The organism is Lapillicoccus sp., assembly GCF_039935575.1.
Classification (GTDB): domain Bacteria; phylum Actinomycetota; class Actinomycetes; order Actinomycetales; family Dermatophilaceae; genus Lapillicoccus.
On record NZ_JBDTKA010000022.1, the window covers coordinates 1 to 12,059 of the forward strand.

Consider the following 12,059-nt stretch of genomic DNA (forward strand, 5'->3'; position numbering starts at 1 on the left):
CGCATCCGCTGCGGGAGCGGTTGTCGGCGCTGCGGATGCTGGCCTTGTACCGCTCTGGTCGCCAGGCGGATGCCCTGGCTGCCTACCGGAACGTCCAGCACCTGCTCGACGACGAGCTGGGGGTGCAGCCGGGCCAGGAGGTCCGCACCCTGCACGGCCGGATCCTGCGCCAGGACCCGGCCCTGGACTACACCACCGACGCCGCACTCCCGTACTGCGGCGGCGACGCTCAGCTGCCAGTTGCTGCCGCCCGGCTTCCCCGGGTACCGCCCGTACTGCCCCTACTAGACCGGCCCCGCCTACGGTCCCTACCTCGGCCCGGACCTGGACAAGGCCAAAGCCCTGGTGAAGGAGTCGGGAACCACGCAGATCCCTATCACGATCCACCGGTTCACGGCGGCGGTGTACCGGGCCTTCCCTGCCTACATCGCCACAGTCCTGCGGGGCTTGGGATACACCGTGACCATCGAGGACATCCCAACCGGTATTACCGACCCGATCTCGCCTGCCTTGGCCAAGGACCAGATCTTCACCATGTGGGGATGGGTCCCTGACTATCCCAGCCCCGCCACGTTCTATGACGCGGAAGCGTCGTGTCGCGCCCCCAACCCCAACCAGTTCTGCGACCCCGAGATCGACGCACTCGCCAAGACTGCATACGACTTGGGCGTCAGTGACCCCAACGCCGCCCTCACCAAGTGGACGGAGGTCGACCGTCGGCTCACGGACGCCGCTGCCTTCCTAACCCTCGGCAACCACAGACGCGTGGACGTTGTGTCGGAACGGGTCGGGAACTTCCAGCAGCGCGGCGGCTTCGGGCCGGATATCTCCCAGCTCTGGGTCAAATAGCCGCCGCCGCGGCCCATAACTCGAAAAGAGGTGGCGAGGAACGCGGTGGCCAGGTGGAGGGGTGGCGAATCAAACTTGAACGTGTTCAACTTTCTGACTATGGTGGGCAGACAGTCGTCGGGAGGTATGAGATGGGGGCACGAGGCGCGGCCACGCGCGACAAGCTCGTCGAGTCGTCGCTGGCGATGTTCCGGGAGGACGGCTTCGAGGCGACGACCATGCGGCGCATCGCCGACGCCGCAGGTGTCTCGCTCGGCAACGCCTATTACTACTTCGCGAGCAAGGACGACCTCGTCCACGAGCTCTACCTCGTGGTCCAGCGCGAACACCGGGCACTCGCGATCCCCCGGTTGAGGCAGGGCGCGCCCCTCGCCGAGAACCTCGCCCTCGTCCTGCACACCGGTCTCGACGTCATGACGCCCTACCACCGGTTCGGCGGCGCATTCGTCCAGGTCGCCCTGCCGGCGTCGTCGCGGGCCAGCCCGTTCTCGCTCGAGTCGGCGCAGGCGCGAGGGCTGGCGATCGACCTGATGCGTCAGGCCGCGGATGCGTCGCGACCCCGTCCTGCGAGCGCGCTGCGCGAACGGATGCCGATGCTGTTGTGGCTGGCCTACTTGGGGATCACCCTGCACTGGGTCGTCGACTCCTCGCCGGACCAGGCGCGTACCCGCCGGCTGGTGGACGGGGTCGCTCCGATCGTGGGGCGAGCGGTCCGGCTCTCCCGACTACCGGTTGCGCGCGGGCTCGTCGACGACGTCGTCGGGCTCCTCGCTCCTGCGTCGGCGTCGACGCCGACGGCAGCCGCCACACCAGCCGGGGCCAGCCGGTGACGACCCTGCGGACGGCCGTCATCGCAGGCGCGTCCGGATACATCGGGCAGGCCGTGCGCCGGGCCTGGGTCGACGCCGGAGTCACCGTGCGCACGATCGGCCGGGGCCGTTCGAGTGACGCCACCTGGGACTCGCCGCGATCGCTCGCAGACGTGCTCCAGGGCGCGGACCTAGTATTCAACCTCGCGGGCCGGTCGGTCAGCTGCCGGTACTCGCGGCGCAACGCGGACGAGATCCTCCGGTCGCGGACCGAGACCACAGCGGCGCTCGGGCGGGCCCTCGCGACGGTCGATCACCCGCCGCAGCTGTGGGTCAACGTCAGCACCGGGACCATCTACCGGGACGCCCGGGACCGCCCGATGGACGAGGTCGACGGCGAGATCGGGACGGGGTTCTCCGTGGCCGTCGCGCGTGCCTGGGAGCACGAGCTGTTCGACTCCGCGGCATCCGTCCGCAAGGTCGCGCTGCGGATGGCCATCGTCCTCGGCTCTGGAGGAGGTGCGGTCAACCCGTTCGTCAACCTCGCTCGACTGGGGTTCGGTGGGCCGATGGGCGACGGGGGGCAGATGTTCAGCTGGGTGCACGTCGACGATGTCGGCAGGGCGGTGACGCACCTGTTCGACCATCCCGAGCTGAGGGGCCCGGTCAACCTCGCTGCTCCTAGTGCCGTCACCAACGCGGAGATGATGAGCGAGGTGCGGGCCGAGTTCGGGCTGGCCGCCGGCGTCCGGCTCCCGGCCTGGGCTCTGGAGGCTGGCGCCCGGGTCATCCGCACCGAGGCCGAGCTGGTGCTCAAGAGCCGCTGGGTCGAACCGCGGGTCCTGCTCGAGTCGGGGTTCGAGTTCGCCTACCCCACCTTGGAGTCGGCCCTCGCCCAGATCCGTAGCGAGACGCCGCGGGGGCTGTTGCCGGTCGCCCTCGGTTGAGCGAGGGCCCCACGACGATGGACGCCTCGACGCGTTATCGGGGGGACCGCGTCGCGCTGCCACGGGTTGACGCCTGGGCGCACCGTCGTGATCGCTGGGGGTCTGTGAGTGCTCCAGCGATCGACGGGGCGCTTACCGCAGGTGGGCGAGGTCGGTGCGGCAGGATGCCTCGAACCCGTCGAGCTCGGTCAGTGCTTCGTCGAGGTCGCGGCGGCGTTGCTCGAGGTCGGCGCGCCGCTCGTCGACCTGCGCGAGGACGTACTCCAGCTGCGACGCGCGTCCGCGTGGGGCGTCGTAGAGGTCGATGATCGTGCGGACCTCATCCAGCGGGAAGCCGAGGCGTTTGCCCCGCAGGATCAGGGCGAGCCGGGTCCGGTCGCGGCGGTGATAGACCCGCTGGGTGCCACGACGCTCGGGTGCGATCAGCCCGAGCTCCTCGTAGTGCCGGACCGTGCGGTGGGTCACACCGAACTCGTCGGCCACCTGGGCAATGGTCCAGCTCGGGTCCGTGACCTCGGCCACTCCGCTTGCCACGAGACCCACCATCCTTTACCTTTACGTCAACGTCAAGTGTAAGGACGAGGCATGTTCGAGCTGAGCAAGGAGCACGAGGACTTCCGCGCAGTGGTGCGCGAGTTCGCCGAAGCAGAGGTCGCGCCGCACATCGAGCAGTGGGACCGCGACGCCTACTTCCCTGTCGACCTGGTCCCCAGGATGGGCGCGCTTGGCCTGTTCGGCCTGGTGGTTCCCGAGGAGTACGGCGGCGCCGACGCCGACTTCATGTCCCTGGTGGTCGCCATCGAGGAGCTCGGCCGAGTGGACCAGTCGATCGGCATCACCCTTTCGGCGGGGGTGGGTCTCGGCATCAACCCGATCCTCAGCTACGGCAGCGACGAGCAGAAGGAACGGTTCCTGCCCGACCTCGTGGCCGGGCGGGCGCTCGCAGGTTTTGGGCTCACCGAGCCCGAGGCCGGCTCCGACGCCGCGGCGACCCGCACGCGTGCGGTGCGCGACGGCGACGACTGGGTGATCAACGGGGCCAAGGCGTTCATCACCAACTCCGGCACCGACCTCACCTCGGTCGTCACGGTCACCGCCCGCACCGGCACCAACGAGGACGGTTCTCCGCAGATCTCCGCGATCCTGGTCCCCGCGGGCACTCCCGGGATGGTGGTCGAGCCGGCATACCGCAAGCTCGGCTGGCATGTGTCCGACACCCACGGACTGTCTTTCCAGGACTGCCGGGTCCCCGTCGGCAACCTGCTCGGCGAACAGGGAAAGGGTTTCAAACAGTTCCTCAAGACCCTCGACGACGGCCGCATCGCGATCAGTGCGCTGGCGCTGGGCTGCGCGCAGGCCTGCCTCGAGCTGGCCACCGGGTATGCCTCGAGCCGGCAGGCGTTCGGCCGCCCCATCGGGGCGAACCAAGGCGTGTCGTTCCCCATCGCCGACCTGGCGGTGTCGGTCGAGGCGGCGCGGATGTTGACCTACAAGGCGGCCTGGCTCAAGGACGAGCTGCACGCGGGCCGTCGTTCGGTGCGCGAGGTCAAGCAGGCCGCAGCCGTCGCCAAGCTCTACTCGACCGAGGCCGCCGTGACCGCGACGAGGGTCGCCACGCAGGTCTTCGGTGGTAACGGGTTCATGGAGGAGTACCCCGTGGCGCGGTTCTACCGCGACGCGAAGATCCTCGAGATCGGCGAGGGCACCTCCGAGGTCCAGCGGATGCTCATCGCCCGTGGGCTGGGTCTGCCGGCGTGACCGAGACCGACCCGAGTGTCAGCGCGCCTGCCACCGACCCCCGGGTCGGCGACGTCCGCGAGCGCCTGCACCAGGCATACGAGGCGTCGGCGAAACCGACCGACAAAGCCAAGGCCAAGCTCGACAGCCAAGGCAAGATCTACGTCCGAGACCGGGTCGGTCTGCTGCTCGACGACGAGTCGTTCGTCGAGGACGGCCGCTATGCCAACGCGACCGCAAGCGGGCTGCCCGCCGACGGCGTGGTGACCGGGCGGGGCACCGTCGACGGCCGACCGGTCGTCGTCATCGCGAACGACCCCACCGTCAAGGCCGGGTCGTGGGGGGCACGGACGGTCGAGAAGATCGTCCGGGCGACCGAGATGGCGCTGCGCGAGGAGCTACCCGTCTTCTGGTTCGTTGACTCTGCCGGCGCCCGGATCACCGACCAGGTCGAGATGTTCCCGGGCCGGCGCGGGGCAGGCCACATCTTCCACAACCAGGTCGCCCTGTCCGGCCGGGTGCCGCAGATCTGCTGCCTGTTCGGTCCGAGCGCCGCCGGCGGGGCCTACATCCCGAGCTTCTGCGACATCGTGATCATGGTCGAGGGCAACGCCTCCATGTACCTCGGCAGCCCCCGGATGGCCGAGATGGTCGTGGGGGAGAAGATCTCGCTCGAGGAGATGGGAGGTGCCCGGATGCACTGCACCGTCTCGGGGTGCGGCGACCTGCTGGCCCAGGACGACGCCGAGGCGATCGAGCTGGCCCGGCTCTACTTCTCCTACCTGCCGGGCACCTGGCGGGACGCCCCGCCCTCCTACGACGCCGAGGAGCCGGCCGTGCCGCTGACGCGCGAGGTCATCCCCGAGCGTGAGTCGGTGCCGTTCGACGTGCACGAGGTGGTCGACGGCCTGGTCGACGACGGGTCGTTCTTCGAGATCAAGCCGCTCTATGCCGCCGAGCTCGTCATCGGGTTCGGCCGGATGGGGGGTGAGAGCGTCGGCATCGTCGCGAACAACTCGGCAGTCAAGGGGGGCGTGTTGTTCACCGACAGCGCCGACAAGGCCGCGCGGTTCATCTGGCTGTGCGACGCCTTCTCGATCCCGCTGATCTACCTCGCCGATGTGCCCGGTTTCATGATCGGTTCGGAGGTCGAGCGGGGCGGCATCATCCGGCACGGCGCCAAGATGGTCTCCGCGGTAGCGTCGGCAACCGTGCCGCAGTTCTGCGTCATCGTCCGCAAGGCCTATGGCGCAGGCCTCTACGCCATGGGCGGGCCTGGGTTCATGCCCGATGCCACCCTCGCGCTGCCCACCGCCCGGATTGCGGTGATGGGCCCCGAGGCAGCAGTCAACGCCGTCTACGCCAACACCATCGCCCAGGTCGAGGCGGACTCGGGAGCTGCGGCGCGCGACGCGTTCGTGGCGGAGAAGCGCCGGGAGTACGAGCAGGACGTCGACCTCGAGCGACTCGCCGCCGACCTCGTGCTCGACGGAGTGATCGAGGCCGAGGAGCTGCGCTCTGAGCTGCTGCGACGGCTGCGCTACGCGTCCAGGCGGGACCGGGCCTTCAGCGAGCGCAGGAGGTCCGTGCCTCCGGTCTGACCTACGCTTGCACCGTCCCCCTCTCGCCGCCATCCCGAGGTGCCCCCTGACCGCCGTCACCCACGCCACCGCTGCCCGCGAGACGGCGGCGTCGGAGGCTGGCACGCATACGCCGTGGTGGCGCCGGTTCGAGGTGTGGTTCCCGCTCGCCGTGTACGCCGCGACCCGGGTATTCGTGGTTGTGGTCGTCCTGATCACGCAGCGCTCGCAGATCGCGCTGCCGGCCCCGAACGGGATCTTGCGGATCATGTTCCCGACCGGTGAGGCACCCGGCTACTGGGCCGTGATGGGGAACTGGGACGGCCAGTGGTACCAGCAGATCGCCACCTACGGCTACCCCAACCCGCTGCCGCTCGACGACCTGGGTCAGGTCGACATGAACGCATGGGCGTTCTTCCCGCTGTTCCCCCTGATCGTCGCGGCGTTGATGCGCCTGACCGGAGGTGACTTCTACGTCGTCGGCAGCCTGACGGCGACGGTGATGGGCGCCGTGGCGATCTGGCTGCTCTACCGGCTGGTCGACCGGGCCGTCGGGCGGTGGGAGGCTGTCGTCGCCGTCATCGGGGTGTGCACGTTCATCAGCGCCCCGATCCTGCAGGCGAGCTACACGGAGTCGCTGGCCCTGCTGCTCGTCGTCCTCACGCTCACCCTGATCCGGGCACGCCAGTACTGGTGGGTGGTCGTCGTGCTGGTCCTGCTCGCGTTCACCCGCAACGTCGTGGCCGCCATGGCTCCCGTGCTCATCGCCCACTGGATCGTGCGATGGCGGACCGAGGGTGCGCAGTTCCGGCTGCGCGACCGGATCCTCATCGGGGTGCTCACGGTCGAGGCGGCGGTTCTGGCCGGGCTGTGGCCGTTCCTCATCGGTCGGGCGACCGGGGTACCCACCGGCTACGCGCAGACGATGGGGGCCTGGAAGATCGGGACCGACATCAAGCTGTCGAGCTGGTGGAACTACCTCGGGTTCGCCTATGGGTCCCTCGGACCGATTCTGGGCATCGTCATGCTCGCCGGGTTCGCCTGGTTCATGCTGACGCATCGGTCGTGGCGCTGGGGGCCTGAGCTCTGGGGCTGGGCCGGGGCCTATCCGGCATACCAGCTGCTCGTCACCAACACCGGACCGTCGAGGCTTCGTTACGCGATCCTGGCGTTCACCTTCACCTTGTTCATCGCCTGGTTCCTCAAGCTGCGCTGGTGGCGAAGGTTTGCGATCCCCGGCCTGGTCGTCGTCGCCGTCCTCGGCCTGGTCCAGCAGGTCTGGTGGATCCAGAACTACCTCATCGTCAGCCACCTCGACGGGCCGATCTACTTCCCGTGACGGCGCCGAGGCGTCACCCGTCGTGGCCTCATGAGGCTGACTGTCGCGGCCCACGACCTCAGGCGTCGTCCAGCCTGACGAAGGCGGCTCAGTCCCCGGGTGTCAGGACCCGACCCGCCGCGGGTGAGCGAGGTCGAACCACGCGATGCCGATCTGGCCCAGCAGCTCACGCAGCAACGGCAGCGAGAGACCCACGACGTTGTGGTGGTCTCCCTCGATGCCGCTGACGAAGGCGCCACCGAGGCCGTCGACGGTGAACGCTCCGGCGACGTTCAGGGGTTCGCCGGTGGCGACGTAGGCGTCGATCTCCGCATCGCTCAGGTCGGCGAAGCGGACCAGCGTCGAGGCCGTCGCGCCGAACGTCCCGGATGTCCCGCCCTGCTCGGCGTCCCGCTCGTCGCGCAACCAGTGACCGGTATGCAGCGTGCCCGACCGCCCGCGCATCTGGCGCCATCGTGACGTTGCCTCGACGGCGTCTGCCGGCTTGCCGTGCACCTCGCCGTCGAGCTCGAGCACCGAGTCACAGCCCAGCACGATCGCGGCGCCCAAGGTCCCGCTCAGCTGGTCGGCGACGGCATCACTCTTGGCGCGAGCGAGCAACAGGGGGATGTCGGCGGGTTCGAGGGGTCCGAACCGCTGTTCCGCCTCGGTGACGGCGGTCGCCTCGTCGACGTCGCTCACAATCACGGTCGGTTCGACTCCGGCCGACCGCAGGGTCGCCCGGCGGGCCGCGGACGCGCTGGCGAGCACGAGCTGGAGGGTCGTGGCAGGCATACCGCGACCCTAAAGGTGCGGTCCAGAAACGACGGTCCTTTCGGCGGCGAGACGCGACGCCTGCCCTCAGGCCACTCGAGGCTGCGTCGTGTTACTCGACCTACCATGTAAGGGGCGTCACGTCGCTCGACGCAAGCGTCATTGCCCGGGCCACGGAGCGAAGCCGTGTCGACGGCCTGTGGATAACCTCCCCGCGGCCGACGACGGTCGCCGACTGACTCGCGCACCCGACGCCGGTTGAGCAGTCAGCCAAGGATCTCGTCGACGTAGCACCAGCGCCAGGCCTCGCCGGGCTCAAAACTACGCATGACCGGGTGCTCGCTGGCCTCGTAGTGGTTGGTCGCGTGGTTGCCGATCGACGAGTCGCAGCAGCCGACGTTGCCGCAGTCGAGGCACATCCGCAGACTGACCCAGGTCAGGCCCTCGCGCAGGCAGTCGCCGCACCCTTGCGGAGTCCCGGGAGTAGCGTTCGCCGGCGCCTCGCGAAGGTGCTCGCAGTCACCGCGCTGCGCCTCGGGTGTGACGATGAGGCGCTCCTGGTACTGGTCCAGCTGGTCCTCGACCACGGTGAGCATCGACTCCTCGAGGTCCAGGGTCTGCATCACCTCTTCGAGGACGTCGTGAGGGATGGTGCCGCCGTCGCGCAGCTCGAGCACCTCTTCGCGCTCGGCGATCAGCATCTGCTTCCGCAGCCGCCGGTAGGTCTCAGTCGGGCTCGGCGCGTCCCTGTTCGTGACTCCGAGACGCTCCCAGGCGAGAAAGGTGCGCCGCTGGCCCACCGCGCGAAGCTGTTCGACGATCTCCGGCGGCGTGTCGTCGGTGACCCGGCGTTCCAGCTCGGCGTTGCCGGCAGCGACCGCCCGCTGCAGGACGGTGGCGGACTGGAGGGCGTCCTCTCGAGGGTCGGGCGCCCGGACGTCGAGCAGCCGGGCCAGCGCAGGCAGGGTCAGTCCCTGGACGAGCAGGGTCGCCACCACTATGACGAGGGCGATGAAGATGAGGGTGGCGCGTTGGGGCGTGTCCTGCGGCAGCAGGTTGACCGCCGCGAGCGTCACGACGCCGCGCATTCCTGCCCACGACAGCACGGTCCCGTTGCGCCAGAAAGTAGTCGGCCGGTTGAGGCCCGGCGTCAGCTGGAGTACAAAACCAAAGCTCAGGATCCAGATCGGCCGCAGCACTACTACCGTGAACAGCACCGCGATGGCGGCCCACAGCGAGCGCCACAACCCAAGTGGCGAGTCCGAGACGCGGTCGATGATCGCGTGAGCCTGCAGACCGATGACGAGGAACGCGGCGTTCTCGAGGATGTACTGGATTGTCGTCCAGTTGAGTCTCTCTGCCGTGCGGGACTGGGCGGTCTGGATCACCGGAGCCTTGTGTCCCAGCAGGATCCCGCAGACGACGACGGCAAGAACGCCGGAGGAGTGTACGAGCTCGGCCGGTAGGTAGGCCACCCACGGGGCGAGGAACGAGATCGCCGTGTCGGTCGTGGTGTCGGTGACCCGGTGGCGCACCTGCGCAAGCACCCATGCCGCTGCGATGCCGACGAGGATGCCACCCACCGACGCGATCAGGAAGTCGACGCCCACCTCGACGAAGGTGACCGTCCCCGCGATCGCGACGATGGCCGAGCGGACGATGACGATCGCCGTCGCGTCGTTGAACAGGGACTCTCCCTCGAGGATGGTGATGACCCGTCGGGGAAGGCCGATCCGGCGTGCGACCGCCGTGGCGGCGACTGCGTCGGGCGGCGCAACGACGCCGCCGAGGGCGACGGCAGCGGCGATCGGTATGTCGAGCAGCTTCCAGGCCACGAGCCCGACACCAGCCGCCGTGAACGCGACCAGCCCGACGGAGAGCAGGCCGATGACGTTCTTGTTCGACCGCAGGTCGACGAGCGACGTGCGGATCGAGGCGGCATACAACAAGGGTGGCAGGATCCCGAACAAGATCACCTCGGGCCCCACGGTCACCTCTGGCATCGCGGGGACGAACGACAAGATGATGCCGACCACAGTGAGCAGGAGGGGCGCGGAGGAGCCGGTGCGTCTGGCGAGGGCGGAGGCCCCGACGACGACGGCGACCAATGCGACGAGCGTCAGGGCGATGGACACGCAGGGATTGTCTCAGTCAGTCAGTCCGCCCGCGCGGGACGGCGGGCGCTCGGTACTATCGAGCGGCTCAGACCACCTCCCCTCCGGCTGATATGGACCAACGATGACCACCCCAGGCCCGGGTTACTCCGTGACGATGCGCGTCGACGTGCCGAGCGCGCCGACCGCCGCTGCCGAGCTGACGGGGGTGATCGGTCGGTGCGGCGGCGTCGTGACCGCGTTCGACGTGGTGGACTCCGTCGGCGGCATGATGACGGTCGACCTGACGACCAACGCCGCGTCGGAGGAGCACGCGACCGAGATGAGCCAGGCGCTCGGTGAGCTGCCTGGCGTAACGGTCGGGAAGGTCTCGGACCGAACCTTCCTGATCCACCTCGGCGGCAAGATCGAGGTCACCCCAAAGGTGCCGCTGCGCCACCGCGACGACCTTTCGCGGGCATACACCCCTGGTGTCGCGCGCGTCTGCCTCGACATCGCGGCGCACCCCGAGAACGCCCGGCGGCTGACAATCAAGCGGAACACGGTGGCGGTGGTCACCGACGGGACCGCGGTGCTCGGCCTCGGAAACCTTGGCCCGGCGGCGGCCCTGCCGGTGATGGAGGGCAAGGCGGCGCTGTTCAAGAAGTTTGCCGGAGTCGACGCGTGGCCCGTATGCCTGGACACGACGGACACCGAGGAGATCATCCGGACCGTCAAGATCATCGCCCCGGTCTACGGAGGCATCAACCTCGAGGACATCGCCGCGCCACGGTGTTTCGAGATCGAGCGTCGGCTGCGAGCAGAGCTGGACATCCCGGTCTTCCACGACGACCAGCACGGGACCGCGATCTGCGTCCTGGCGGCGCTGCGGAACGCGTTGCGCGTGGTGGGCAAGCGGATCGAGGACTGCAACATCGTCGTGTCGGGGGCGGGTGCGGCCGGGTCGGCGATCATCCGTCTGCTGCTGCACCGCGGGCCGGCGAACATCACCGCTGTCGACGTGGTCGGGATCGTGCACCGTGGCCGCGCGGGGATGGACCCGAACCTCACCGAGATCGCCTCCCTGACCAACGGCCGGGGCCTGACCGGGTCGTTGTCCGACGCGATGGTCGGCGCTGACGTGTTCATCGGCGTCTCGGCACCGGACATCCTCGTGGAGCAGGACGTCGAGGCGATGGCGCCCGGGGCGATCATCTTCGCGCTGGCCAATCCTGACCCGGAGATCGACCCCACGATCGCCCTTCGGTATGCGTCGGTGGTGGCCACCGGACGTTCGGACTACCCGAACCAGATCAACAACGTCCTCGCGTTCCCCGGTGTCTTCCGCGGGCTGCTGGACTCCGGGGCTAGAGACATCACCGACGAGATGATGCTCGCTGCGTCCGACGCGCTCGCCGACGTGGTGGACGCGTCGCGTCTGAATGCCTCCTACATCGTTCCCAGCGTGTTCGACCCCTCAGTTGCCGGGGCCGTGGCAGACGCGATCATCAGCTCGGCGAGAGTCCCTGCTCGGCCGTGAGCGTTGTTCCAGTGAGTCCGGCGGCCGAGAGTCGGGTTTCGTGTCTGGTTGCGGTGTCATGGTTTTCTGGCCCGGCAGCCCCAACGCCGCAGCCACCCGCCCCGGCAACACCGGCTCAGCGAACCGGGTCTCGGGGGGGCACCGCCGCCGCGAACGACGGGCGCGGGAGCCGACACCGTGACCGCCACCGCCAAAGCCCCCTCGGCTCGAGCTGATGTTCGGTTCTAGCAGTCGGGAGGTCCGTCAAGCAAGCAGGCCACAGACCAGTCCTGTTGCCGGCCGAACTCACGTTCTTCGCGACGAAACTCACGTCTCTCGTGGTTTCGACGGTCCATCACTGGTCAGGACCGATAAGAATGTGAGTTCAGTCGGGTGAACGGTCGCCGCGGCGAGGGCCGGAGGTTCGTCCGGG

General features: G+C 68.9%; 10 protein-coding genes and 1 pseudogene. 8 read left to right on the forward strand and 3 right to left on the reverse strand.

The window, feature by feature from the left end; all coding sequences use genetic code 11:
* Positions 1-8: 8 nt before the first annotated feature.
* From ABI385_RS18425 to ABI385_RS03000, 4 genes and pseudogenes are all read left to right on the forward strand, one after another.
* A pseudogene (locus ABI385_RS18425) lies at positions 9-155 on the forward strand (BTAD domain-containing putative transcriptional regulator); the annotation flags it as partial.
* A gap of 190 nt (positions 156-345) precedes the next feature.
* Positions 346-849, forward strand: coding sequence for a hypothetical protein (locus ABI385_RS02990; RefSeq protein WP_348102249.1), 504 nt, complete (start codon positions 346-348; stop codon positions 847-849).
* Between the two features lie 131 nt (positions 850-980).
* Positions 981-1,679 carry a TetR family transcriptional regulator gene (locus tag ABI385_RS02995; RefSeq protein WP_348102250.1) on the forward strand — a complete coding sequence of 233 codons (699 nt, stop codon included), beginning with the start codon at positions 981-983 and terminating at the stop codon, positions 1,677-1,679.
* Positions 1,676-2,605 carry a TIGR01777 family oxidoreductase gene (locus ABI385_RS03000; protein ID WP_348102251.1) on the forward strand — a complete coding sequence of 310 codons (930 nt, stop codon included), beginning with the start codon at positions 1,676-1,678 and terminating at the stop codon, positions 2,603-2,605. Before ABI385_RS02995 ends, ABI385_RS03000 begins: the two co-directional genes overlap by 4 nt.
* A 132-nt stretch (positions 2,606-2,737) precedes the next feature.
* On the opposite strand, the gene ABI385_RS03005 is transcribed toward ABI385_RS03000, so the two are convergent.
* Entirely contained in the window at positions 2,738-3,139 is a 402-nt protein-coding gene (locus ABI385_RS03005) for a MerR family DNA-binding transcriptional regulator (protein WP_348102252.1), read from the reverse strand.
* Positions 3,140-3,190: 51 nt separating this feature from the next.
* Between ABI385_RS03005 and ABI385_RS03010 the strand changes: the two genes are divergently transcribed.
* From ABI385_RS03010 to ABI385_RS03020, 3 genes are read left to right on the forward strand one after another with little or no spacing between them, the layout of a single operon-like run.
* Positions 3,191-4,363: an acyl-CoA dehydrogenase family protein gene (locus ABI385_RS03010; RefSeq protein WP_348102253.1), complete on the forward strand. Its 1,173-nt coding sequence runs from the start codon at positions 3,191-3,193 to the stop codon at positions 4,361-4,363.
* Complete coding sequence (locus ABI385_RS03015) at positions 4,360-5,943, forward strand: acyl-CoA carboxylase subunit beta (RefSeq protein ID WP_348102254.1); 1,584 nt, start codon at positions 4,360-4,362, stop codon at positions 5,941-5,943. The genes ABI385_RS03010 and ABI385_RS03015 overlap by 4 nt, the downstream gene beginning before the upstream one ends.
* Positions 5,944-5,950: 7 nt before the next feature.
* Positions 5,951-7,261 (forward strand): hypothetical protein, encoded by a 1,311-nt coding sequence (locus tag ABI385_RS03020; RefSeq protein WP_348102255.1) that lies wholly within the window; start codon positions 5,951-5,953, stop codon positions 7,259-7,261.
* A 102-nt stretch (positions 7,262-7,363) separates the two neighbouring features.
* On the opposite strand, the gene ABI385_RS03025 is transcribed toward ABI385_RS03020, so the two are convergent.
* On the reverse strand, positions 7,364-8,035 hold the full coding sequence (locus tag ABI385_RS03025; protein WP_348102256.1) for a Maf family protein: 672 nt from the start codon (positions 8,033-8,035) through the stop codon (positions 7,364-7,366).
* Between the two features lie 245 nt (positions 8,036-8,280).
* The gene (locus ABI385_RS03030) at positions 8,281-10,149 is read right to left on the reverse strand and encodes a cation:proton antiporter (RefSeq protein ID WP_348102257.1); all 1,869 of its coding nucleotides are present in this window, start codon (positions 10,147-10,149) and stop codon (positions 8,281-8,283) included.
* A 103-nt stretch (positions 10,150-10,252) separates the two neighbouring features.
* Between ABI385_RS03030 and ABI385_RS03035 the strand changes: the two genes are divergently transcribed.
* Positions 10,253-11,647 carry an NAD-dependent malic enzyme gene (locus tag ABI385_RS03035; protein ID WP_348102258.1) on the forward strand — a complete coding sequence of 465 codons (1,395 nt, stop codon included), beginning with the start codon at positions 10,253-10,255 and terminating at the stop codon, positions 11,645-11,647.
* Positions 11,648-12,059: the final 412 nt, after the last annotated feature.